The organism is Geobacter sp. 60473 (genome assembly GCF_036323535.1).
GTDB lineage: Bacteria > Desulfobacterota > Desulfuromonadia > Geobacterales > Geobacteraceae > Geobacter > Geobacter sulfurreducens.
The window spans coordinates 1,276,030-1,300,445 of the sequence record NZ_AP028967.1 but is presented as its reverse complement, the minus strand read 5'-3'; the positions used below and the strand labels follow the sequence as shown (position 1 = coordinate 1,300,445).

At 55.4% G+C, this 24,416-nt stretch carries 25 protein-coding genes and 1 other RNA gene; 2 read left to right on the top strand and 24 right to left on the bottom strand.

From position 1 onward, the window contains the following. Positions 1 to 2: 2 nt before the first annotated feature. From AABA48_RS05900 to queD, 3 genes are read right to left on the bottom strand one after another with little or no spacing between them, the layout of a single operon-like run. Entirely contained in the window at positions 3 to 722 is a 720-nt protein-coding gene (locus AABA48_RS05900) for a creatininase family protein (RefSeq protein WP_286349673.1), read from the bottom strand. Positions 723 to 744: 22 nt separating this feature from the next. After that, positions 745 to 1,497, bottom strand: a complete 753-nt coding sequence (locus tag AABA48_RS05895) for a 7-carboxy-7-deazaguanine synthase QueE (protein WP_286349674.1) — start codon at positions 1,495 to 1,497, stop codon at positions 745 to 747. Next, positions 1,490 to 1,858, bottom strand: a complete 369-nt coding sequence (gene queD, locus AABA48_RS05890) for a 6-carboxytetrahydropterin synthase QueD (protein WP_039644593.1) — start codon at positions 1,856 to 1,858, stop codon at positions 1,490 to 1,492. Before queD ends, AABA48_RS05895 begins: the two co-directional genes overlap by 8 nt. Before the next feature lie 175 nt (positions 1,859 to 2,033). On the opposite strand from queD, the gene AABA48_RS05885 reads away from it, so the two are divergent. After that, positions 2,034 to 2,408, top strand: coding sequence for a plasmid partition protein ParG (locus AABA48_RS05885; protein ID WP_286349675.1), 375 nt, complete (start codon positions 2,034 to 2,036; stop codon positions 2,406 to 2,408). Positions 2,409 to 2,461: 53 nt separating this feature from the next. On the opposite strand, the gene AABA48_RS05880 is transcribed toward AABA48_RS05885, so the two are convergent. The 11 genes from AABA48_RS05880 to AABA48_RS05830 all read right to left on the bottom strand — a co-directional run bounded on the left by AABA48_RS05880 (position 2,462) and on the right by AABA48_RS05830 (position 13,479). Beyond that, positions 2,462 to 4,012, bottom strand: a complete 1,551-nt coding sequence (locus AABA48_RS05880; RefSeq protein WP_286349676.1) for a sulfate adenylyltransferase subunit 1 — start codon at positions 4,010 to 4,012, stop codon at positions 2,462 to 2,464. Between the two features lie 27 nt (positions 4,013 to 4,039). Further along, the gene (cysD, locus tag AABA48_RS05875; RefSeq protein ID WP_286349677.1) at positions 4,040 to 4,843 is read right to left on the bottom strand and encodes a sulfate adenylyltransferase subunit CysD; all 804 of its coding nucleotides are present in this window, start codon (positions 4,841 to 4,843) and stop codon (positions 4,040 to 4,042) included. A gap of 34 nt (positions 4,844 to 4,877) precedes the next feature. Further along, entirely contained in the window at positions 4,878 to 5,585 is a 708-nt protein-coding gene (locus AABA48_RS05870) for a phosphoadenylyl-sulfate reductase (RefSeq protein ID WP_286349678.1), read from the bottom strand. 1,088 nt (positions 5,586 to 6,673) lie between these two features. Beyond that, positions 6,674 to 6,937, bottom strand: a complete 264-nt coding sequence (locus AABA48_RS05865; protein WP_338271211.1) for a hypothetical protein — start codon at positions 6,935 to 6,937, stop codon at positions 6,674 to 6,676. Between the two features lie 435 nt (positions 6,938 to 7,372). Beyond that, positions 7,373 to 7,786 (bottom strand): hypothetical protein, encoded by a 414-nt coding sequence (locus tag AABA48_RS05860; RefSeq protein ID WP_286349680.1) that lies wholly within the window; start codon positions 7,784 to 7,786, stop codon positions 7,373 to 7,375. Between the two features lie 226 nt (positions 7,787 to 8,012). Next, complete coding sequence (locus AABA48_RS05855) at positions 8,013 to 8,336, bottom strand: hypothetical protein (protein WP_286349681.1); 324 nt, start codon at positions 8,334 to 8,336, stop codon at positions 8,013 to 8,015. Between the two features lie 29 nt (positions 8,337 to 8,365). Continuing rightward, complete coding sequence (locus AABA48_RS05850; RefSeq protein WP_286349682.1) at positions 8,366 to 10,978, bottom strand: tape measure protein; 2,613 nt, start codon at positions 10,976 to 10,978, stop codon at positions 8,366 to 8,368. Between the two features lie 90 nt (positions 10,979 to 11,068). Then, complete coding sequence (locus AABA48_RS05845) at positions 11,069 to 11,488, bottom strand: hypothetical protein (RefSeq protein WP_286349683.1); 420 nt, start codon at positions 11,486 to 11,488, stop codon at positions 11,069 to 11,071. 52 nt (positions 11,489 to 11,540) lie between these two features. Then, a complete protein-coding gene (locus AABA48_RS05840; RefSeq protein WP_286349684.1) occupies positions 11,541 to 12,170 on the bottom strand; it encodes a phage tail protein in 630 nt (209 codons plus the stop codon). Between the two features lie 69 nt (positions 12,171 to 12,239). Further along, positions 12,240 to 12,518 carry a hypothetical protein gene (locus AABA48_RS05835; protein WP_286349685.1) on the bottom strand — a complete coding sequence of 93 codons (279 nt, stop codon included), beginning with the start codon at positions 12,516 to 12,518 and terminating at the stop codon, positions 12,240 to 12,242. A 727-nt stretch (positions 12,519 to 13,245) separates the two neighbouring features. Further along, positions 13,246 to 13,479 (bottom strand): hypothetical protein, encoded by a 234-nt coding sequence (locus AABA48_RS05830; protein ID WP_338271210.1) that lies wholly within the window; start codon positions 13,477 to 13,479, stop codon positions 13,246 to 13,248. 96 nt (positions 13,480 to 13,575) lie between these two features. Between AABA48_RS05830 and AABA48_RS05825 the strand changes: the two genes are divergently transcribed. Next, positions 13,576 to 14,622, top strand: coding sequence for an IS110 family transposase (locus AABA48_RS05825; protein ID WP_338270090.1), 1,047 nt, complete (start codon positions 13,576 to 13,578; stop codon positions 14,620 to 14,622). A gap of 456 nt (positions 14,623 to 15,078) precedes the next feature. Here AABA48_RS05825 and AABA48_RS05820 read toward each other — a convergent pair whose 3' ends face one another. The 10 genes from AABA48_RS05820 to AABA48_RS05775 form a co-directional block, all read right to left on the bottom strand. Then, on the bottom strand, positions 15,079 to 15,621 hold the full coding sequence (locus AABA48_RS05820; RefSeq protein WP_338271209.1) for a hypothetical protein: 543 nt from the start codon (positions 15,619 to 15,621) through the stop codon (positions 15,079 to 15,081). 3 nt (positions 15,622 to 15,624) lie between these two features. After that, on the bottom strand, positions 15,625 to 16,227 hold the full coding sequence (locus AABA48_RS05815) for a hypothetical protein (RefSeq protein WP_338271208.1): 603 nt from the start codon (positions 16,225 to 16,227) through the stop codon (positions 15,625 to 15,627). 137 nt (positions 16,228 to 16,364) lie between these two features. Next, on the bottom strand, positions 16,365 to 18,239 hold the full coding sequence (locus AABA48_RS05810; protein ID WP_338271207.1) for a DUF927 domain-containing protein: 1,875 nt from the start codon (positions 18,237 to 18,239) through the stop codon (positions 16,365 to 16,367). Continuing rightward, entirely contained in the window at positions 18,236 to 18,841 is a 606-nt protein-coding gene (locus tag AABA48_RS05805; RefSeq protein WP_338271206.1) for a toprim domain-containing protein, read from the bottom strand. Before AABA48_RS05805 ends, AABA48_RS05810 begins: the two co-directional genes overlap by 4 nt. 251 nt (positions 18,842 to 19,092) lie before the next feature. Continuing rightward, positions 19,093 to 19,281: a transcriptional regulator gene (locus tag AABA48_RS05800; RefSeq protein ID WP_338271205.1), complete on the bottom strand. Its 189-nt coding sequence runs from the start codon at positions 19,279 to 19,281 to the stop codon at positions 19,093 to 19,095. A 149-nt stretch (positions 19,282 to 19,430) separates the two neighbouring features. Next, on the bottom strand, positions 19,431 to 20,483 hold the full coding sequence (locus AABA48_RS05795) for a transcriptional regulator domain-containing protein (protein ID WP_338271204.1): 1,053 nt from the start codon (positions 20,481 to 20,483) through the stop codon (positions 19,431 to 19,433). A 290-nt stretch (positions 20,484 to 20,773) separates the two neighbouring features. Next, positions 20,774 to 22,015 carry a tyrosine-type recombinase/integrase gene (locus AABA48_RS05790; RefSeq protein WP_286349692.1) on the bottom strand — a complete coding sequence of 414 codons (1,242 nt, stop codon included), beginning with the start codon at positions 22,013 to 22,015 and terminating at the stop codon, positions 20,774 to 20,776. A 180-nt stretch (positions 22,016 to 22,195) separates the two neighbouring features. Continuing rightward, positions 22,196 to 22,551, bottom strand: a transfer-messenger RNA (tmRNA) gene (gene ssrA, locus AABA48_RS05785). A 13-nt stretch (positions 22,552 to 22,564) separates the two neighbouring features. Continuing rightward, complete coding sequence (smpB, locus tag AABA48_RS05780) at positions 22,565 to 23,026, bottom strand: SsrA-binding protein SmpB (protein ID WP_010942353.1); 462 nt, start codon at positions 23,024 to 23,026, stop codon at positions 22,565 to 22,567. Positions 23,027 to 23,103: 77 nt separating this feature from the next. Next, positions 23,104 to 24,366, bottom strand: coding sequence for an amidohydrolase family protein (locus AABA48_RS05775; protein WP_286349693.1), 1,263 nt, complete (start codon positions 24,364 to 24,366; stop codon positions 23,104 to 23,106). Between the last annotated feature and the right edge of the window lie 50 nt (positions 24,367 to 24,416).

Here is a 24,416-nt window from a genome sequence, read left to right as displayed (position 1 = left end):
GCTCACTCCTCAAACGTCTCCAGGTTGCGGGCGAGCTGGACGATTTTGGCAACCACCAAATCTTCGATCAGACGGCCTTTTTCCACGCTGGCTTTGGAAGGATCGCCCCACACGCCGCCGGGCCAGTATTTCCGTTTGTTGCGCACCAGCAGGCCCGGCGGAAAGCTGGGAAATTCCCGCTCGGCACAGCCCTTCACCAGGTCCGGATGGGAGTGCATGATGCGAGAGGTTTCGATCTCGCCGGCATGGGAGTCGCCCACGGTTTCGATGATGCTTTTCCCCTCGCGGTACGCCAGTTCGTATTCGGTGACCACGGCGATGTTCAGCTCCGGCAGCTCGGGCAGGAGCTCCTCACCCGCGTCCTGGAGGGCCATCCGGTGAGAACCGCCGGCATGTCCGGTGAGGATGATGACGTTGCGCAGCCTCTGCTGGTAGAGCGACCGGACGATGTCCTTCATAAGGGATTTCAGGGTGCCGGTGGTGATGGAGATGGTGCCCGGATGGCATGAGGTGGAACGGCACGAGCCGTAGTGGATCGGCGGGGCCACGAACAGCGGGATGAGACGCGCAGCTTTTTTGCCCACTTCATAGGCCTGGATGGTGTCCGTGGAAAGCGGCAGGTGCGAACCGTGTTCCTCCACCGAGCCGAACGGGACCAGCACGGTCCGGGTGGCCCGGAGCCCTTCTTCGAATTCGACCATGGTCATGGTTTCGATGATCATGTGCCACTCCTTCCGCGCAGACTTACAGCTGCCCCATGAACCGGTGGGTCTGGGGGATGATCCGGACCTCGGTCAGGTACCGGCAGGCCAGCTCCTGCAGCTCCAGCGCCTTGACCGGCTTGATGCCGAGGGTGTCGCCGGCCCGGGTGACCGGCTGGAGGATCAGGGGAATGTCCCGATTCACGCCGGCTATGATCTCGCCGGCCCGGGTGATTTCCCAGTCTTCCGTTTCCTCCCCCACGACGATTTTGATGAACGCCCGGCGGGTGTTCGCGATTTCGAGGAATTGGCGGTGGTCGTCCCAGAGGTCGGTGCAGCCCGACGTGGACGGAATTTTGATGTCCATGCCGATGATGTCGACATGGTTGATCACCAGTCCCAGGGCCGCGTGCATGACGCCGTTGGTTTCCAGGTAGACGGGAAGATGCTCTCTCAGAACCGGCAGCCACTGCATGAGAATATCGTGCCTCAGGAGCGGTTCGCCACCGGTGATGCTGATGGAATCGTGCACGCCGGGCCAGCCCCGCTGCCACCCTTCCACCAGCGCCGCGATCCGATCGAGGGAGACCGGGTTGTCCGCGGGAACGAAGTCGCGCCGGCCCGGGGTCTGCTCGATGCGACACGGCTCGGCCGGCGTCCCCGCCGGGGTGTCGCAGTAGTCGCAGGTCAGGTTGCACCCCCGGAACCGGATGAATACCTGGCGCAGGCCAATGAGCATCCCCTCCCCCTGGACCGAGGAGAAAACCTCCTCAAGTTCGGCTCCGGGTTTACTCATAGTAGGTGGCCGCTGCGTTGTCCGATTCCCAGACAGTGATGCTTTCAACCGTCACGTTGCCGTCATTGAGGCGGCGGGACAGCTCGTGGTAGAGGTAGCAGGAGATGTTTTCGGACGACGGCGATATCTCTTTGAACGGCTCCAGTTCATTGAGGTACTTGTGGTCCAGGGTCCGCAGCAGGCCGTTGGTTTCCTGTTTGAGCACCTTGAAATCGATACCCAGCCCGGCCTTGTCCAACTCGCGTGCCGTGACCGAAACCTCTACGCGCCAGTTGTGGCCGTGCAGATTCTCGCAGTCTCCCTGGTAATTGATGAGGCAGTGTGCCGCGGCGAACGAGGTGTGAATCGTCAGTCTATACATGGCGCAATCCTTGATTCTGAAGTTGTCAACGTTGCGAATAGTACCACGGGGATGTATAAAATGCAAAAGCGACTGCCGCACCGCACCGTTTAGATATTTACTTAGGTAAGTATGAGAGTGTATGATTCCGGCTTGCCGGTAGGCTCACGAACCATGTGAACAAAGGAGACCACGGATGAGTGCGGAGCTTCTCGAAGGCCAGATGCCCCTGTTCGACGTCCCTGCCCCTGTTGAAAAAAGTGAAGCGCCCGCTGCCGAACCGGCAGTGAAGGTAGCGCGAAAGCCGACAAAGAAGAAGGCGGCGCCGGAGCAGGTAACGACTGCGCGGCGTACCAAGGAAAAACCGAAAAAAGCGCCGGCCAGGAGCAGTGCGAAGGCGGTTGGCCCCAGGGGGGGCAGAGGACTGTCGGGGCTCGTGCCCGAAGGGGACGTGCGGCTTACGGCCAACATGAGAGAGGATATCCACCTGAAGCTCAAGATAGCCGCGGCCCGTCAACGGACGACCATTGGCGAGATACTTGAAGAGTTGGTGGAAAAGTATATTAAATAACAGCGATTTCCTCCGGCTGGCCATGGTCTGCCAAAGGAAACCGCCCTGCCCTGTCAGGCGGCGGCACGCGACTCCGCACCCCTGTCACGTTCCCGGTACAGCACCACGTTCACCCGGTCGCGATCGCGACTGAACACGAAGCCGAGGTTATGTTCATAGGCCAGGAGGGCCACCGGCTCGATCTGGCCGGGGTCCCTCAGCCTCACGATCAGCCGGTTGCCGGCGGAGAGGTGGTCAAGGAAGCCCGGCGTCACATCCAGTTCAACACCGTTTCGCTCAAGAGAGAGATCCACCACGCGTGCGCCGTCTGCGCCGACCAGGAAGTCGTCCAGGCTGAAGCGCGGGACCGCGCTGTCCGCGTCTCCCTCCACAATCTGAATGGTTCCGCCCCCGCCGATCTGGAGGCTGTCCTGAATGACGAAGCGGCCCGTCCGGACGTTCTCGCCGTACCGGTCCACTGCCAGCGGTGTCTTGAGGCTGAACAGGACGGTTCCCACCTCGGTCGGCTGCAGCTCCGACTCATGGCGGCCGATCACCTCCAGGGTCGAGGAATCGAGCCGTTCCTCGATGTCTACCGCCACTGCCTGCACCTCGGCTGTTGCGAGCTTTATGGTGTAGGTGGCTCCTGCCCTGAAGGGCGTATCGGCGAGCCAGAAGATGCTGGCCCGGAATTCCCGTGTGCGGATGGGCGCTTGCTGCAGGCGGGCTATGATCTCTCCCCGTTCCACGAACAGTTCATCCTCGGTGGTGATGCCGACGCACTCGCCTGCCCCGGCCCGTTCCAGCCCCGGCTCGCGCCACTTTTCCACACTCTTGACCCGGGTAACCTTTCCCGAAGGCTGAAAGATCACCTCATCTCCCTGCCGTATCTCGCCGGTCTCGACCCGCCCCGCGTAGATCCTGCGGCCATCCCACGTGTAGACATCCTGAACCGGCATACGAAGGGGCAGCGTTGCGTCCCCCCGCACGTCGCCAAAAGCATCCAGAGCCTCCAGTATCGTGGGACCCGCGTACCAGGGAGTGTGGCCCTGTCGGCCGGCCATGTTTTCCCCCTCCCTCGCGGAGATGGGTATGACGTGGGCCGGCACGATGTGGAGCGAATGGAGGAAGGCCCGGATGTCGTTCTCCACCTCCTGGAACCGTTGCCGGTCATAGTCGATCATGTCCAGCTTGTTGACCGCCACCACCACCTGGCGGATGCCGAGGAGCGACAGGACATGGGCGTGGCGCTTGGTCTGCTCGCGGACCCCTTCGGTGCCGTCCACCAGCAGGATTGCCGCGTCCGCGCTGGCTGCGCCGGTGATCATGTTCTTGAGGAACTGCTTGTGGCCGGGCGCATCGATAATCACGTACCGGCGGCGGGCTGTCGAAAAGAAGCTGGATGCCGTATCAATGGTGATGTTCTGGACCCGTTCCTCTTCCAGCGCATCCATGAGGTAGGCGAACTCGAACGGGCGCCCCTGGGCCTTGCAGGTTGCGGCGATCTCCTGGCGGCGGGATTCGGGAATGCTGCCGGTGTCGTAGAAGAGGCGGCCGATCAGGGTTGACTTGCCGTGATCCACATGCCCCACAATGACTATCTTCAGTGTTTCGGACTGGCTCATATCGTATCTCCTTACCCGGTTACCCGCTTACATGTAGCCCTTGGCCCGCAACTTCTGCATGGCATAGGTGTTTTCCTGGTCCTGGGCCCGGCCGGCCCGCTCCGGTGTCTTGATGGCGCGAAGCTCCTCAATGATCTCCTCCACCGTGACGGCGTTCGACTGGATGGGGCCGGTGCAGGGCATGCAGCCGAGGGAGCGGAACCGTTTGCCGTCCCGGGCGAAGTACAGTGGGCAGAGTTCAATCCCTTCCCGCTGGATGTAGAGCCAGATGTCCAGTTCGGTCCAGTGCAGGATAGGGTGAACCCGGATATGGGTGCCCGGTGCAAAGGTCGTGTTGAACTGGTCCCACAGTTCGGGCGGCTGGTCCTTGTAGGACCACTCGAAGTTCTTGTCCCGGGGCGAAAAGACCCGCTCCTTGGCCCGGCTTCCCTCCTCGTCCCGGCGGATGCCGAGAAAGAGACCGTTGAAACCGTGACGTTCGATGGTCTGGCTCAGCCCGTCGGTCTTGAGCTTGGCGCAGCAGTCGAGTCTCCCCTGTTCGGGCCCTGTGCCGGCGGCAATGGCTGCTTCGTTGCGCCCGACGATCAGGTCCGCGCCCCACTCCCGTGTCATGCGGTCCCGATATTCGATCATTTCCGGATACTTGTAGGTGGTGTCGATGTGCACCAGCGAAAAGGGAATCCGTCCGAAAAAGGCCTTGCGGGCCAGATGGATCATGGTGGTGGAGTCTTTGCCCACCGAATAGAGCATGGCGAGATTCTCGAACTTCCGGTATGCCTCGCGAAAGATGTAGATGGATTGCGCTTCGAGTTCATCAAGATGGCTGTTCATGGTTCATTCTCTCCGATTGGATGCCTTGTTCGCCTCACCGGCGGTGCAGCCCGCATTCCTTGTGTTCAGGATCTTCCCACCACCAGCGCCCCGACCGGGGGGGCTGGCCCGGGGTAACGGCCCGGGTGCAGGGGGCGCAGCCGATGGATGGATACCCCTGGTGATGGAGGCGATTCACCGGCAGTTGCCTGGCCTCCGCATATTCCCATACCTGGGCGTCGGTCCAGTCCAGGAGGGGGTTGATCTTCACGATCCCGCCGTTGGTGCCGTCGATCTCAAGAGGAGCGAGGTTCGCCCGTGTCACACCGTGAGCCCGCCGCACGCCCGTCACCCAGCCGGCCAGCCCCGCCAGAGCGCGCTCAAGCGGCTCCACTTTGCGGATATGGCAACACTGGTGGCGATTGGCAAGGCTTTCACGGAACGAAAAAGGCCCCTTCTCCCGCAGCAGCCGCTCCACCTCGTCGTTGCGGGGGAAATACCAGTCAATGCCCACTCCGTAACGGGAGACGATAGCTTCGGCGACCTCATGGGTCTCCTCGGGAAGCCGCCCGGTGTCTATGGCGAAGATTCCCACCGGAAGATCATGGGACGTGATCAGGTCGATGATGATCACGTCTTCGACTGAGAAGGAGCAGGCAAGGCTCACGACTCCGTCCGCCGCTTCGATGCCAATTCTGAGTATCTCCAGTGGAGTGGCGTTTCCAGGGAGCCGGGGCGGTGATGAAAGCTTCTCTGTGGCCATGAACTATCCCCTTTCTTGATCTCGACCGCGGCTAAATACGTATAATTAAGTGTACAAATTCAACATTGCCAACAATCAAACTTGATATAAGTGATAATAAATTCACCAGATAAAGTCAACTATCAAAATGATAAATATTGACAATAATAACGCATAATGCTTGATTAAATATGCATACTTAGTGCGCAAAATAGAGGTAATTATAAGAAGTTGCTGAGCTTTTACGTAACTCGCGAGAAGTATTGGATACAGACAGGCATTGAGGAGGGGCTTATTGGTACTTCCATGGATTTACATGATATTTTGTCTAAGTTATCCACTTCTCTTTGTCCATGAAATATCGACCGGTTCCACCAGATACGGTATACCGTTAAAAATAGTTATTGACACGCATATTCAGATGGTTACAGCCTGTGCTTATTAGTTATGCATGATGTAAAAGTGCCCAATGATACGTAACAATTTTGTGACTTATCCACAGATGCACCGGGGTTATCCACATCACCCGTGGATAGCTGCCGGTGCCTGTGAAAACCGTCTGCACACCGCCTGTGCAACCGGATAAAGCACAAAAGAAAAGGCCACGATTTCTCGTGGCCTTTCGCTCCTGTCCGACCTTGGCCGGACCTTTAAAGGGTGGCGGGAATATATCTAATTCAATATTTATACGTAATAATTGTATTTATTGTCACCTATTGAAACGCAAAGCCCCCAATTAAGCCCCAAACCACCATTCCCATTTGTTATACATTTTCCAATATATCTATAAAGGTTATTTCTTTTGTCCAATTTGTCCAACTTGTCCCGCACATATATATATCACTTAATATTATAGGGTTATATGTCTTATGGTTGCTTTTTGCGGGACAGTATTTCCTTTTTAAATGATTTATTTTTGTCCATTCTGTCCCCCTCGCCCCCGAAAAGAAACTATCCGAGCGTTCCTCAATCGACGATATTCCTGATCTTTCTTCGGCGGCTGCCGGGGCCATGACCCTGCCGGCGCTACAGCAACTCCTTCCTGCTGCCGTTGCCGTCCCGGCGGTAATGGTCCTTCGGTCTGCAGTCGCCAGGAACAGTCGGTTTCATCATTTGAGGAAACCTTCCGGGATCATATACTCTGCACGTTTCTTCAAGTCCTCGAGCTTGTCTCCCAAACCGGAAAGAAGTTCCATAACTCCACTCAAGAGGATCTGCTCGTCACTTTCTTTTTTCTGCTCATGCCAGAGCAGTGTTCCCAGAGTATGCACTGCATTAGCCGCGCGCTCCAACTCCACCGCCAAGGAGTCGAACTCAAGCATACAACTGTGGATCGAGGGGGGATTTTCACCCTGTTTTTTTTCGCTGTTCATTTTGTGCCTCCTTGTAAATGATATCTTTATATCATTTGTTTAAGATATCATTGTATCTTTTGCAAGTATTTTTTTTATTATTTGGTTTTTTGTTGACGTAATAAGTAAAACCTCATATATTTCAGCACATGGCAAGACCAAAAAGCGATATAGATAGAGTGCAAGCCGGCCTCCGACTCCGGTCGGAAGTTCTCCGGGCCATGAAACACCTGAGCATTGACATGGAGAAACCTCTTAACCAGCTTTTTGAGGAGGCGGCAGAAGCGTATCTCCGAAGTAATGGTGCCCCCTTGCCGGAGGCGACCGCCTCAGACAACAATGGAAAAGAGCCCCCCAGGTGACCCCGGCGGGGCTCTTTTCCATTACAGGGAATAGAACCGGCAGCGAACAATATTTCCCGTCCCCGATGCTCTCAAATGAAGAAGTGAAGCATGGTCACGGTTCCGGCGGCTTTTCATACTGAGCACTATCTACGCACTTTGCCTTGTTCGCCCAGAGGTAGGCGGCCCCCGTCGATATCCTTAGCTGGTCAGCTATCCTGTTAACGCGAATACCGTGACTGACCATGAAGAGCAATAGATAAAGCGACCTGAATTCAATCCCGATCCCGTTGAGTGGCGTCCCGGTCACTGCTGAAAACGAACGGCTACAGAAGGGACAGTTTACCCGGCGCATGGCCCAAAACGTATCAAGCTTCCGTTTGCTGGTGATCTCCTTGTTGCATCTCGGGCAGCGTACTCCCTCAGCGTGAATCTTCTTCAAAAACCACTCCCGACAAGCGTCTTCGTCAAGCATTCCAATGGAAAACCCCTTATTCACTTCCAGCATCACGTCCGCTACCGTCATCATGATTCCAGTTACCCCCTATCCAAAATAACGCTACCTACTTAGTAAAATTCATTATTTCAGCGTGAACCCCAAAATCATATGGAGCCAGATACCGCGGGCTTTGCTACCCGCATGAAGCTACCCCTAGGGAGGACCCGCGAGCAATGCGGCCTTTGAGACGTCTTATGTCTTCAACGGTTCCCCCGTCCAGAGAGGGGGACGGGGGGAGGAAACCGCCCTGCCGAGTTTAGAACCCAGCTTCCTTAAGCCGACGCCGGACAGTAAAAACCAGAAAATCCCGGACACGCTCCTGGAAGGAATTCAAGCAATGCTCACTTGCTTTATCGACCACTTCCTCAACCCGGATGATCTGCTCTTCAGAGAAATCAGAATTGACTAGGGGGACCGAAAAAGCGGGTATTGGTTTAAGGAGGAATTCACATATACCCCTGACATCATCCATGATAGGAGCAGATATAGAGTGGTCAAACCCTTCAAGTTCCCTTTCAGCTACATCCAAGATCATCTGCTTGAAGCTTTTTTGTGTTGGAAACTGATAAATTGAACCCATGCTTTTCTCCTTTCACTTGGAATTCGGAATTACGAACGCGGTTGGAGGCCGAAATCTACATTCCTGGCCACGGCTTCACGCATTACCGGAGCCCCGACTTCTTCAAACCACCGCTGAAACAGCTGTTGATCCGCGAGCATTGGGCCATTTATGTTCAAAATGACCGTGACTTCTTGACTCTGCTGGGGGGTAGATACCGGCTGAGTAATTACCGGACTGCCGGGAGTGCCGGCACCATATCCGGCGGCGTTGGTACTGCCTGATGTTCCGCCTTCGATAGCGGTGGCCCCGGCCTCGCCAAGTGCTCCCACGGCAATTCCGCCGAGCCCCCAGGCGGCAGCAAGGGCCAATTCGGTGGCAATGCCTGTCGCACCAGTCGCGGCAATCCCTACAATACCAGCGTCGATTGACCCGGCCACTGCACCCATTGCGGTAGCCGCAGGAACGAATGACTGACCACCATAAGGATTAAGGGTCTGAGCGGTATAGAAAGCCGTCCACATCCAAGCCAATTCACTCAGGAGTGTGGCCTGGGTTATGGCGGCTGTCGTTTCATTCTGGATCCGGCCGGCAGCGGCTGCCGCCGACAACACGTGCTCTTTCGCCTTACCGAACATGAATTGCTGCAACCCCTGGGCAATGAACCGGATTGACATGGCCAGCATGCGCCTGCCGATCTGACCGCGCTGATTCTCTTCAAACAGCAGCATCTGCACACCCATGGTGGCCATCTGCTGGGCGAAGTTGATATACGTCTGGGCGCTGTTCCACCAGATGTTCGCCAGGGCCTCCGCCTTTTGCGCCTCCAGGTCAACCTGCTGCCAGGCGTATTCCTGCTGGATCAGCGTGGTGTCCATGCCCAAGCGCTGGGCCTGCTCAATTTTGGCCTGATACTCGGCATCGAGCAGCATCTGCTTGTGTGCGAACTGCATGTCAAGGGCTGCCGTCTCATCGCCCATAAGCCGGAGACTTTCCTCCTGGAGCCCCATCCGGATTGCCATGATGCTCTGTGCCGTCTCCTGCTCAAGCTGAGTGCGGCGGGCTTGGTTGGGGTCCTCCGATGGCGTGGCCAGCAGATCAACTGGTCCACCCAAAAGCGACACCGAAGACGAACCACTGAAACTCAGCCCCTGGCCCAGATCATTGACCCGCAGGACGAACGCCTGGGCATCCTCGAAAGCCAGCTCATCGGCGGCACGGTCCCAAGCGTCGGCAAAAAACGTGCGGGCCGTGGGGGAAGTTGCCCAGGCCGGCCGACCGCCAGCACTGCCTCCCGCGCCGCCACCACCTAAACCCGGAGCCGTCGAAGGGGCAACTATCCCGGCTTGTCCGCCCTGCATCTTTCCAAGGGCCCGCTTCACAGCACTGTCGTTGATTAAGACTTTGTACCACCACTCGTTAAAGGCGGAGTCGGTCACCTTCTTGAACTGGATACCCCCCTCCCGAATGAAGGCGGCGTACTGCTCGGCTGTGTAGCCTGGGAGCTTGTCCTTGATGTAGTGCATGATCTTGACGTCTTCAAGGGCGGCAAGATCATGGGGGGTGGTCCCCATGTAGCGCATCCGTGCCCCCTCGTGGCCGGAGGTGACGAGGGACTTGATCTCCTTCCCTTCGGATTCCAGATTTCGCGAGTCAGCATAGGCCTTAGCAAGGGTGAAACCGGCCATGGCGGCAAGGCCCGGAAGGGTGCTCTGCAGGAGACGCCCGGCGGTGACCGCAGCGGTGGTGCTCGTCGCCAGCCCGACCATCGCCGTGGATATCCTGCCGGCCCCCAAGGCAATGGCGGTGTACATGGCCGGCTCCCCCAGTTCCTGCATCACACCGAGGAAGGGCCGGGCAACCTTGAGCCCTTCGGTGAAAGCAGGAAGGACCGCCTCGGCTAGGGCCGCCTTTGTCCGGAAGAGCTCATTGTTGAACCGATTGATCTCCGCCTGTGTACTGTGAATCGCAGCGGTGAGCTGGCCGCTGTAGGTCTGGCGGAGTTCCACAGCGAAACGGGGGAGGAAATCGGCCGTAACGATCTTACCCTTCTGTAGCAACTCGTCGAGGGGCTCAGTAAAGCCGATAGCCCGCACGGCACGCTCAGCTGCCTGGTAGGCCCCGGGCAGCCTCTCGCCAAGTTGTTGCCGCAATTCCTCTGCCGATACCTTGCCCTTGCTGATCATCTGGGATAAGGCGAGGATTGCCCCCGAGGTCTCCCCGGCGGAAAGGGTGAGGGCGGTCGAGGCCTCGGCAACGGCGGTGAAGATGTCCCGGGTGGCCTGCCCCTCTAGGACGGTCCCACGGGAGGATGCCGCAAGCTTCACGTAGTCCTGTCCGAGAGTCTGGAGGTTGAGCCCCAACCGCTCGGCCTCCGAGGTGATATAATTCATCTCGACTCGGCTCTGGTTTAAACTGCCGGTCGCGGAAAGAAGGGAGTTCGACAGTCGCTCCGTCGCAAGCCCCGCGTCAAGAAGCTCCTTGGCGACGACGGCGGCACTCACCCCGGCCAAGACGCCGGTAAAGGAGGAGAGACTGCCTTTCGCCCGGGTGATACCCCCTTCAAACCTGTTCGCTGCGCTCTCCCCGTCGGCAAGAGCCCGGTTCAGTTGGGAGGAGTCCCCCTTGAGTACGATTCGTGTCTGACGTTCATTATCTGACATGTGTGGACCTCACTTGTTCCGAAATTTTCTATTCATTCCCGACCCCACAGGTGGCGCAACTGTACTTCTCAACATTCTTGCCTGAGGTCGCTAGGCTGAAGCGGACTCCAGTGAAAAGTTTTTTCTCTCCGCCGCGCTGAGTGCCTCACCACTCATGATGACGCTGAAAAGCCACTGAACGAGTTCGGGGGGTGCTATCTGGCGGAACTCGTCGAAGTCGGTCACAGCTCGCAGGCCGTCCGGGGTCTCAATAAAGTAGTTGTGAAGCGAGACAAACTTTTCCCTGACCAGGCCACAGAGCCGCTTGTGGTACTCCTCCATGGCCTTCTCCGGGGTTAAGCGGTTGCGGTCGAGGGTGCTCTGTATGTCGAGGTTGTCCTTGTCGACGATGTTCACCCCGTAGACTTTGAAGTACATCTGCTCGGCGGGGGGAAGTTGGCGATTGTTGATCCCATCACAGGAAACGGGCGGGACGATCTCGAAGATGTCGTTGATGTTCTTGAACAGCATGGGGTTAACTCCTTTCTTATCTGACAGGGCTTCTGCCGGGATGGTTGATGACTCAACGCCTCTGCGTCCTAAAGTTGAGTTCGTGGTTAAATATCTTGAAGAAATGCTCGTCAACGGCCTTGCGAAATGAGTCGGAGGCCCGCACTCCGGTGAAGAGGGTCGCCGCGGTGGGAATGCGCTTGTCGAGGAGGGATCCCCGGGCGCTTGTCCTTCTCATCCAGACACCAACATGGGTACCGGTGCGGCCTGCCTGGACGGTAGAGAGGAACGCCTTCGGCAGGATGGTACGCTTGCCCCGATGGACCTCCACCGTCACCCCCGCTGGAGCGCCGCGCGGCGTCCTCTTGAGGGTCTTCGTTCCCTGCCTGGTGATAACCTTGTTGCCGATCCTTTGCACCGCGCCAAAATAAGACAGCGAGATCGACCGGCCGGCAAGCTGAACCGTCACCACAAGACTGCCCCGGCGCGCACGGATGACCTTTATCCTGCTTCTGCCGGTCGAAGTTGACCAGAGATCCCGGCGTTTGATGTTGTAGGTTTCGATCACCGTCTTTGTCGCAGCAGTAACCCCCCGATCCGTCGTTTTGTTGAGAGCGGAAACAAAGGCCGCCTGATAGATAGCCGGGTTCAATGCCTCCCGAACGGCATCCATCCCTTCAAGACTGAGAGAAAATTCAGCCATAACCATTCACTCCTTTCGGTGTACGCTCCGGCGAAGTTGGTCCCCCCGGTCAAAATCAGATATTCATTGTTAGCGATGTATTGCACCAATACCGCCCCATCTCCCGCCGTAAGCCATGCCAAGGAGTGAGGCGAGCGCCATTTGTGTGTCTGTTCTTCGCTTCCTAATCTGATAGTACCGCCGCTCACTCAGTTCGATCTGCCACCAGACCATGATTTTCCAAGCCTGTTCTTCTTGCTGCTTGCGGAGTTCCAACTTTGCACGAATGGTGTCTTGTTCCGCTTGTTTCCGCTGAATAGCTTGTTCTTTCCGTTGCTCAAATGTCCCGCGTTTACTGGCCTCGCCCATCCTGTCACCTCATGAAATCGCTAACCAACGGGTGGTGAGGGGCAAGCCCCACACCCTTGACCCGTTATGCCACTGGCCGAAAGTTTGCCAATGGCTCGCCTTCCATGTTTTTGCCTACCCAATCGCAGTACCACTCTCGCCCCTTTATCATGTGGCGGTGGCCCGGTTCCAAGGGAAGTACCGTTTCCAGCGCCCCCGATACGCTATCCTCGCCGGTCGCCCCGCAGCAAAAAATAATGTAACGATGTGGCATAACCATTGAGTTTCACAAATTCATGGACGGTTCGGTCCTATCGCCGGCCATGGGTACAATGCCCCGCAAACACCCACCGATTGTTATGAATAGTTCTCCACTCACGGCTCCAATGGACACAATCGTTTGCAATGCACCGTTTGCCCTTGGCCCCTGTCCCTTGCCTAGTCAAGGGACAAATCTTCATTCGTGCTTCACCCTCTCTCAGTACGTTCCATGCCATTGCTTTGCCTATCTCTTCCCCGGCTCGCCCTCGCCGGTACGCCTCTTGATGACCTGCTCAATTCGCTGGCTCTTTGCCATAAGCTCAAGCACGGTGTCATTCAAAGCCTGGTGGTATCCCTGGTCCCATAACACCACCTTCCCCTTACTGGTTTAAGCGGGCCGGAGGGGGCACCTCCGGCCCTTTATGCAGGGGTACACTCCTGGATACAGAAACTCAGCCCATAACCACGGGAGCGGCCCCGCATACCCTTAATAACCCTTCTCCTTAACCTCACCGACCGGGCCGGGTTCATCATCCGGAATAAAACCTTGCGGAATGTTAGCGCCGCCATTCTCCTTGAATTTGCCTATTGGATGCCAGGCATAGACCGTGTATTCATCCAAGCTAACCGGATTATCCTCTTCAGGCCTCGCCGAATCCCACAAAAGAGCGCCGTCCCAGTAAAGCGCGTGATCGAAATCAGCCGAGCTTTTGACCGCCACAATCGCCGGATACTATGTAAGGCCCCCCTTGGGCATACGGATTTTTGCCGTATGCTGGACTTTGCGAGAACCCATTCTCCAAAGGAGGCCTTACCCATGAGATTTTACACAAAAACTCACAAACACTACTGCGGAATCGATCTTCATGCGAAGAAAATGTTCCTCTGTATCCTGGATGCACAGGGCGAGGTGCTCCTGCACCGCAACATCTCAAGTTCGCCGGAGGCCTTTCTCAAAGCAGTCGCGCCTTTCCGTGATGGCTTGGTGGTCGGCGTGGAATGCATGTTTGCCTGGTACTGGCTTGCCGATCTCTGCCGTAAGGAAGGAATCGAATTTGTCTTGGGTCATGCCCTTTACATGAAAGCCGTCCACGGCGGGAAAGCGAAAAACGACAAGATCGATTCCCACAAGATCGCGGTGCTGTTACGCGGCGGCTCGTTCCCTGTTGCTTACGTCTACCCTCCGGAGATGCGCGCTACCCGCGATCTGCTGCGCCGTCGGACCCATATGGTACGAAAGAGGGCACAACTGTACGCTCACATCCACAATACAGCTACCCAGTACAATCTGCCGGAAATCGGCGTCCATCTTGCTGTTGAGAGCAACCGGCAAGGGGTAGACAAACACTTTCCCGACCCGCAGGTTCGAAAGATCGTGCAGGTCGATTTGGCAATGATCGATGCCTATGACGACGTTCTCAAAGCCCTGGAATGGGACATCGAGAAAACAGCCCGCCGTCATGACTGGCATACACTCCTGCTGCTGCGCTCTATCCACGGTGTCGGGCAAATCCTGGCCCTGGTGATGCTCTACGAGATCCACGACATCAATCGTTTTGAGTCGGTTCAGGATTTCGCCTCTTACTGCCGCTTAGTCAAATGCAGTCACGAATCAGCCGGGAAGAAGAAAGGCAGCGGCGGCGCCAAGATCGGCAATGCGCATCTGAAGTGGGCCTTTTCCGAAGCAGCCATGCTGTTCATCCGTTACAACCCGCCGGCCAAGAAGCTGGTGGAGAATCTGGCCAAGGTACATGGCAAGGGAAAGGCTATCGGAATCATAGCGCACAAGCTGGCGCGGGCGATCTATTACATGCTGAAAAATAACGTGCCGTTCAACTTGGAGAAGTTCATGGCAACAGCATAGAGCTGGAGGGGATGGAAGCAGCTACAACGTTCAACTGGAGCCACATGGGGCGAGCATGATCACGACCGTGAAAGATGAGTAACAGTGCGTCTTTGAACGCGAACCGGTCGATTGGCCGATGCCCGGATACCTGTCGCTTGGATTAGAGCTCCGTCCCGCTCCTTACATACATGAGTCGATTTCTTGCTGTTTCGGTGTGTTCTGCCCCTCGCCTGAGCCCGGCACTAACTGCGATTCTCCGTCAGGATTAATCCCGACGCTTTGAATGGGACGGCATGAGGGTACGGTACAGTTTCCAGGTCGCGAAGGTGATGCCTTCGCAGCCGCTGCCAATTGTAGTATCCGCAGCGGTGTGAACCTCGATAGGTGTTTGGTGCAGGACCTTTCCTTCTGGCAAAGGTTCCTGACTCTGATGATTCCGAAATGAAGTCAGAACAGAGAAACTGCTGATCCGATTCATTTAAAAAGCGATTCAAAATCGTCAGGGCTCTTTTTTGCCCTTGACGGACGGGGGCCTAATAAGGGTTGATTGATAGGAACCACATACTTGAGGTATCCTATCTGTTTTTGAAAAAAGCTTGCTCCATAACCACTTGGGGCTAAATACCTGAAACCTTGCCGAGTTTTTGCGCCGCAATCCTGCAACACACGACACAGCAAACCATTCACAGCTGTTTCCAAGCTCATTTCAAGTTGTTCCGCATAATCGTTGAGAATCTGCATAATATCTGCGTCGATAGTGACCTTGAGTTCGACCCCCGGACATTCTTCATAAACAACGTGGTTGTAAAGGTAGCCTCCAGGAATAAAGGTCATGTCGTGATAAAACAACCACCGTGCCACCTCTTTGAGTGAATAAGGTTTCTGGTCCTCATTTGAATCTCGACCGATAAAAAGCTTAAAATCTTCAAGAGAACTGCCCACAGCCATTGCCGCCACAGCTCCGAAGCACGCCGGGTCTTCAGGTGATTGCTTTACAAAAACAGTTTTTGTCAGCATTTATTACCCCTTAAGCCGGTCCGATAACACTACATCTGCAAGTTGATTGAAAGCTGGTTTATCCTGAGCTAGACACATCAACTCATCATAGAATTGAGTAAAAAAACCACGAACCGAGGCATTAATAGTGTTGCCGTCACGGTTTTCCGCATGGAGAACAAATGCAACATACGTCCGGCGGAGTTGGTGCCTGAGTTTTTCAGTTTCACGGGTTAATATATCTTGCCACAACACTGATCTCACTGAACCAAGGTTAGCAAGAAGCTCTTTTTTCTGGTTTTGGAGCTGAAAAAACCTTCCTTTATTGGAGTCAAAAGCTTCCTGGTAAGTGTCAACTATAGCCTTAGAGTTTTTAACATCCTCTTTACCGGATAACAATACGTCGTCATCGACGCTACCTGTTGCAAAATCTTTGACTGTTTCTTTAAACCTACACTCTGAAACAACAAGATCTGCAACCGACTTTTCAATTTTTGCTTTGATAGCAACACCTACCGAATCAACACTGGCAATCAAAGCTTCAACAGCAGATATTTGTTGTAAAATCTGCTTCTCTCTTTCCATTAAATTGAGAATACTATCTTCCTTGGGTTTCGATCCAAACATGACGCTTTCTCCTTTCATCAATATAAATTTGATTTGACGGTTTATTTACAGAGAACCGGAATCTATAACCCCTTTCTTTCAGAAGTGCGGTTCATACCGGGCCATGATCCGGGCGGCATCCTCGTGGCCGGTTAAATTCAGAAAGGTGGCCGGTCATCAGGGTCAAATTGCGGGGAATCCTCGCCCTGCTCTTCCTCTGGGGCACTAAGCACATATACCCTTTGCCGGCCAAGGCCCGGCAGAATCTCCCGGCGTGTATGCCCCTCGCCCTCTCCTGGTTGCAACCATCCATGTTGTCTAAGTACGTCGGCAGCCCACCGGACCGGCGCGGGTCGAACCAACTCCTTGAACTGCTCCGATGGTAGAAAGTACTCAGTGATTGACGATCCGGTAATGGAGGCGATGCTCCTCTTCCAGCCCCTACGGTCAATAATCGGCCTGCCTGCCGCTCTCTGCCCGCTGTCTATCTCCTCAAATCGGGAAGCGCCGTCCCTCGTGAGGGCCGTTTCTACCTTTTTCAGCAGTTCAGCCTCTTCACCATCGCCATGGGTGCCCCGCTCTCGCAACCACGCCAGGAAGAGCTCGGCAACTCCGGCAGAAGCCTCTCCCTTACCCCAGGGCAGCAAACCGTATTCAACCCCCAGCTCTCCAGCCGCAGCAATCAATGAAAAAGACCTTGCGACCCTTCTCACCTGTCCGCCGGCATTTGTCGGAACGTATGTGGTCAGAAATTCGGCCTCAATCTTTTCGATTCGAGCAACCACCCCTGCCCTATCCCTACGGAGTTCAGCGACCAATTTCTCCATGAACGCCGGGAATACATGGCCGTGATTTTCATCGCACATGCGCCGCAATTCATCAGCGAAGGCCCCGCCGTCCGGCCTGCCGTGCAGGTAATCGAAAACGCCGTAAGCCCTGCTAACCGGAGTATCCACGAATCTGACGAGCTGCCCCTGGTACAACTCACCTTTGCCATCGCGGCCCTTCGCTATATCTCGAAACGGGGCTTCACCGGCGCAAACCATAATGGTCTTATAGTGCCGCGGCGGGGCGGCAAGTTTTCCTTGGTCATTAGCCCGGCTGCGGGTTGTACCGTTGCCGACTCCATAGGCTATGCTCGGCAGTTTTTCGGCATCGCCCTGACCGATTTCGTCAAAAATCACGAGACCATCATTTCGAGTTGAAGCAGTTATTTCCACGGCGGTCATCGTCGCATTGAACGACCCCACCAATTCTCGTGAGCCTATGACTGACGACGCTGCCACCAATAAAGTGGTTTTCCCCTTTGAACTCATAGCGTAGAGGTCGACAATCAGGCCCTGACGGTTCATCAATTTCAAAAAGGGTGCAGTCAAAGGAAGCGATACGGCGAACATTAGACATGAGTTCCCACGGCACAACTCACCAATGCTCGACCGCCACCCCGCAAGAGTGCCCGCCGTGCGGTAGCCATGCACGACATGACCGGACAGAAACACGTCGGCGGATTTCGGTATGACGGTGCCATTGGGCATGGCATAGGCCGGACCCTTGTCTGTCTCGATCCATCCGGGAAGAGACACATTCACATGGCGCGGGAGATTGCGACCGTGTTCAACAATTGCAAAGAGGGCATCACTAAACCCGGTCTTTCGAGCCCCGGCCGCAATTACCCCACCCTGTGCAACAAATGCCGCCCGTGCTGCTTCCCCGCCTCGCTCCACCAATGCGGTTGTCTGGAGATGAAGAGGGCGCCATATCCCGTTCGGGTCCTTTGCTTCGACCAATACCCCCCACGATCCCGATTCACCCGGGGCCGGGTGAGTCAAGGCGATTGGGCGCAGTGGCGAGCAAACCTGAACGGTGTCTTCGTCCTTGTCACGGAAAACACCACGAGGACCAAACAGAAACGGACCGAATTTGACACCCTTGTTGGCATCAACCGCGCTCTCAAACTGCTTTTTGATAGCCGGCAACGTCTTCTTTCCGGCAACTTGCACAACGTCGTTGAAATCTGTCGGTTGCTTGCTCACGGTGTCTCCTCGGCGGTGGAATCTATCAGGGTAAAATCAGGAGACACCACGACACCGCCCACCATGTCGGCAGCCCTGCGGGCGGCGGTCATGCCGGGGTTTCCGGGAGTCTGTCGGTCGTCATCGGCACAAATCAGAAAAGTTGCTGAGGGGTGCTTGGTGCGGAGTGCTTGTGAGACGGGAAGCAAATTCCCGGCGTTGAAGGCAATGGCGACCGGATAACCGGTTGCCATACAGAGAGTGGCCGCAGTGGCAAAGCCCTCTGCTACCAGAATTACATCAACCGGCTTCGGGCCGATAGAGTGATAGCACCCGGAAATGCGGCCACCGGAAAGGAAACGCTTTGAGCCTGAAGGGTCGATAAACTGCAAGGACCAAAGCACCCCCGCCGTATCCCGAACCGGTATCAGAAGGGATTCGCCGGACTGGCGAAGGTTGAAAGGGAGTACCCCCTTCCCCACGAGGTAGGGGTGATCCGGGCGGGCGGGGGCCGCCTTCCGTAAGATTTTGGAAGCGGTGGCCGACACACGAATGAATTCAGCAATTCGGGCTTCTTCTGCCCGTTTCCGCTTTTCCTCATTCCGCCGGCGCATCTCTTCCATTTCTTCGCGTGAGGGACGGGTGAGACTTGCCGGACGAAAGAACCACGGCTCATCTATCCCGAGTCGCCAGTTGCCGAACCGGCCGCCGGCCGTCCCGTCGCCGTTGTCAAACCCCATAGCCCAGGTATTCGGGTTTTTCTCGTCTTTTCCGCACCACCGGCGCGCCCGGCCGTCAAGCTCCAGAGTGGTCGGTGGAGTCAGGCCCTCGGCCTCCATGAGCTCACAGAGGTATGCGTAGACATCGCCGGGCATTACCGGTCGCTACCCTGCTGCTTTTCTGCGAAGGCTTTGAGCTGTTGCTCTGACCATACCGTTGTACGTGGCCCGAGTTTGGTCGGTGTAAGATCTTCAGGGTGAGCCTTTACCCAGGCCCACCACGTACCTTTAGCCACGGGGAAAATGTGAGGGATGATCTGATTGACACGGAAATACTTGTTCATTTGCGACCTCCACCACTCAACCTAGTTGATTCCAGGTGAATAATGTTCGATGAAGGCCAGTATCAGCTATTGAGGCGAGTTGGGCAATATCGGCGGGTTAGAGGGAAATTAGATTCCACAAAAATGAAAAAATGAAAAAACTGGGGAAGTTAATCTAGAAGGGTTCGCCATCCAGATTGACACAGATAATGCGCTTCTTTGCGGTCGGCATAAAATGCCGCGTGTGCGGGCGAATAACTTCCTTTGCCTTTTGTGCTGTCGCCAACAGCCTTTTCATATCGAGACTTGCCAGGATAGAGCTGCCCTACAAGCTCGCCAGTCTCTGCTCCGCAAGCAAGAGCATCTATGACCCGAAGATACCGTACAAGCACATCCGTACGGCGTTTCTTTTGTGTTAACCTCTTGACCGCTTCGGGAATTGTTTGTTGTTCAGCTTTCAGAATTTTACTGTGATATTCAAACTGGATCTTTAGATTGAAATGAAGGTCAATCAACTTCAAACGGTAGTACGGTCCGATAGTTGCCGGAGTCCAGTCTAGTGGCGGATCGCTGTCAAGGAGACACCCGATAATGACGTTATTTGGTATATTTTTCCCCCCGTTAATCATTAAGCTGCGGTCTTCGTCTTCCAGATCGTTTTCCAGAGCCACTTGCGCATCCATGAATTGCTTTTGTAAGGGGAAACGTAAGTCAATGTCAATCAGACGATGATGCTGCTTAAACAAAGCGCAATATGGTGCGGTGTCATCATCCCATGCATAAAATGCCGGATGCCTAACATTGCCGCCGATCGTTGGCGGCATGATAAATTCATTGTAGGCAGGTGAAGGAATGAAACCGTTCAAAAAAAATGATTCTGCCATCTTCCTCAGGCTATTGTCGGTCAAAGGTTCTCTTCTTTCACGTGGATAAAGAGTTATGCCATAACGCTGACAATATCCGTAATTACCTATAGTACAGTCGCTTCTAATGTCTGGGTGGCGGTTTTGTAGGAGAATATCAACCTGGTCTGTTACAGTTCGGATCTCATGGTACGAGCGCTGATAGTTTGAATTTCGGCGTAGAAACTGCCACGCGAAAAAGCGATATACCTCATCTTGCCGCACAAAGTCGGGTACTCTGTATACCGCCAGGTCCTTCCAGTCTGGAAACGCATGGGGACGCAAATCACTCGTAAATCGTCCGTGCTGCGTGATTAACATTCTCCGCTCTCCTTTGCGGCTCCTGAAAAATTCAGGGGAAGCTGGCAGGAGTTACCAGCTTGTCGGGTGGCCGCCCTATCCCCTGAAAGTGAAATTGCTACTCGATCCGCCTCAAGGTATCGCTTCCCTTTTCTGTCCCGAGTGAGGGACACGGGACAAATAAGCACCCCTAGTTTTTCCAATTCTGTCCACGATTTTCCATAACATTATCAATTCGTTAACTGCGTTTTGGACAATTTGGACGGTTGGACAGCAATTTTCCACACCTATAAGAAAAAATCCTCTTTGAATTACTCACCCTGTGCATGACCCGGAAACGACAAAATCTTTGCCCCACGTTTCAGGCCATCCAGATAATCGGCCCACGTCTGCATCATTTTCTTCCGTTCTGCAAGGTGTGCCGTCCGATTGTAGGCCCTGCCGTTCGGGTCCTTCACTGCATGTGCTAACTGGTGCTCTATGTAATCAGGCCGAAAATGCAACACCTCATCAAGAATCGTTCGAGCCATTGCCCGAAAACCGTGACCGGTCATCTCGTCTTTCTCATACCCCATGCGCCGCAAAGCCGCGTTGACTGCGTTATTACTCATGCAACGGTGGAAGGATCGACCAGAAGGGAACACGTAACGACTGCTACCTGTGAGCTTCTGCAGCTCTCGCAGTATCTCTACTGCCTGAGAAGATAACGGCACAAGGTGTGCCTGCTTCATCTTCATCCGATCCGCCGGTATGTGCCACTCACCCGCATCAAGATCGAATTCGCTCCACTCTGCCGCCCTCAACTCTCCAGGGCGAACAAAAAGCATCGGGGCGAGCTGCAGGGCACACCTGACAACAAAGCCGCCTTGATAGCCCTCTATTGCCCGGAGAAGCTCGGCAATCTTTGCCGGCTCGGTTATGGAGGCATGATGCTTTTCCGATACCGGCGGCAATGCTCCCCGAAGGTCTGCCGAAATATCCCTCTCCGCCCTCCCCGTCGCCACGGCATACCGGAACACCTGACCGCATACCGTTCTTATCCTGTGCGCCGTCTCAAGAGCCCCCCGGATCTCCACCTTCCGCAGCGCCATCAGCAATTCAGTGGCCTTGATTTCTACGATTGGGCGGCTACCCAGCCAAGGGAACACGTCACGCTCCAATCGGGACATGATCGTCATCGCATGGCCTGGCGTCCAAGTCGATAAGAACCGGGAGTGCCATTCCCTAGCCACAACCTCAAAGCTGTTTTCAACCTCACTGGCCCGCGCTGCCTTCTGCGCCTTCCTTACCACCCCGGGGTCAACACCCGACGCCACCAACTTTCGGGCCGATTCCCTTTTATCCCTGGCATCAGCCAAAGAAACTTCAGGATACGACCCGAAAGCCAGCTTCTTCTCCTTCCCATCATACCGGTACTTGAACTGCCAGAGCTTACCACCCGAACGAGTAACCAGAAGATACAGCCCCCCACCGTCAAACAGCTTCACATCCTTGCCGGCCGGCTTCACATTCCTGACCTTGACGTCTGTTAACGGCACGATCCGTTTCGGCATGGGGCTTTCCTCCTTTTTGGGGGCCTCTGATATTGATTGGGGGCCTTTGCTCCCAGATTCGGCCCCCAAAATTTCCGGATATAGTTAAACCATATAGCACACTATCAGACAAACACAAACAAAAAAGCCCTGATTTCTCAGGGCTTCTTGTACTGCTCCAGTCCTTACTGGACTTTTAAATGGTGGAGGTGGCGGGAGTCGAACCCGCGTCCGAAGATCATACACTGAAGGCGTCTACATGCTTATGCCAGGATTTAATTTAGCCGCCCGACTCTCCCCTGGCAGGGATTTCCGGGAAGCGATTCCACTAAGGTTTCGCCTTGGGACCGTGGACCCTCCCCTCAACTATCCCACTAAAATGACGATCCATCTTCACCCGTGGGAGAGGCTCAGCGGATCGGTAGCAGGTTATTAAGCTGCTACAGCGTAGTCGTAATTATCGGCGTGTAATTCGCCCCGGGCTTTTTAACGAGGCCAGCCCGGACCTCGGCATGCAACCATCAGCTTCCTATCCCCGTCGAAACCTGTACACCCCCTTGTAAACTCTGTTCAGTGACTCTTGCTCTTTTCTCTGAGGGCCTGGGCCATCTCCCTCGACTGGTCTTTCTTCTTCATGTCTTCCCGCTTGTCGTAGAGCTTCTTGCCCTTGGCAAGTCCCAACTCGACCTTGGCGAGACCGTTCTTGAAGTAGAGGCGCAACGGTACAACCGAGTATCCCTTTTCGCGGATTTTGCCGAAAAGCTTTTCGATCTCTTTCTTATGCATCAGGAGCTTGCGCAGCCTGTCAGGATCGTGGTTCTCCCGGTTGCCGAACGCGTAGGGATTGATGTGGAGATTGTGCAGAAAGATTTCACCGTTACGGATCAAGGCGAAAGAGTCATTGAGGTTTGCCTTGCCATCGCGAAGGGATTTCACCTCGGTCCCCTTCAGCACCATTCCCGCTTCAAAACGCTCTTCTATGAAGAAATCGTGAAACGCTTTCTTGTTGTTGCAGATCAGCTTTTCTCCCATGCAAATGATACTAGCAGATATGGTGAAATCATTGCAAGGAGTAAAAAAGACTATGATTGTCCGCTACTTGATGGGTGCTAGCGGGGCTCTGTCCGGTCGGTGAACCTGCCGGACAGAATCACATGGAGAAGTTCTCCGTTGCCGATGACGGCTTCGTGGAGCCCCTCGCCGGTGTTCTGTGGATCCGGGAGTTTCATGACGAGCAGGTCAGCCCGTTTCCCCTTCTCAAGGGACCCTGCCCGGTCGGCAAGAGCGATCTGTCGAGCCGAACCGAGGGTCGCCATGGCAAGGACCTCCGACGGGGTGAAGACGTCCGGGAAAAGATCCAGGAGATAGCGCATTTCGTCCCACAGAGAGAGGGAATCGTTGCTGGCCAGCGAGTCGGTGCTCAAGGAAAGGGGAATGCCGAGCTTTTTCAAAAAAGCGACAGGTGCGCGCCCCACGGCAAGCTTTTCGTTGCTCCGTGGGCAAAGCACAATGCCGATGCCGCGCTTGGCAAGGATTTCGGCATCCGACGGCGTAAGATGAACGCAATGGACCGCAGAAATGTCGCCACCGAGCACGCCGAGGCCGTCGAGCCAGGCGGTCGCGGTAGCACGTCTCGGGGCGGGAAGGTACGACTCCCACCTGACGTGGGGATAGAGCAGCTCAGCGATGTTTCCGGTCGAATCGAAGAAGAAATCACTCTCTTCCCGGGATTCGGCCAGATGGATCATTCGCGGCACGTTGTACTTTTCCGCAAGACAGCGAACATCCTGATGGAGCTGCTCAGAAACGGTGTGGGGGGCATGGGGCGAGAGGCCCGGCAGTAAGTCTCCGGCGGGAAAAGAAGCCACGGCAGTGCCAAGCTCCGAGATGAGCTCGGCGCTGCGGACCGGGTCGTGGCCGATGGCCTCGAGAAAAAGTCGCCCCCCCAGGCCGGAATCGGCATACAGAGGGAGGAGCGACCGGTCGGTGAGAATTTCGCCGATGGACGTGGTCCCTGCTTCAAGACAGATACGCAGCCCTTCCCGTACGGAAAGTTCCAGTTCCTGCCGCGTCAGGGCCCGGCGGATCTTTATTACCTGGATGATCCAGTCAACGTACGTCCGGGGTGAGTAATCGATACCCTTGCGGATTTTCCATGACGGGAAATGGGTAAGCTCCAGGTGCGTGTGGGCGTTGACGAGGCCGGGAAGAATGGCGCAGCCCGGAAAGTCGTGAACAGGACAGCCGTACCGGGCACGAAGCTCGGCAAACGTACCCGTATCGACTATCCGGCCGTTGTCCACGACTAGCGCGCCGCCGGCGACGGGGGGCGATGAAATGGGCACAAGGTATGAGGCGGCGTAGAGCTCCATCGGACTGATCCTCGCTTAGTCAATCATCCCGCTCGTTAGCACAAACAGAA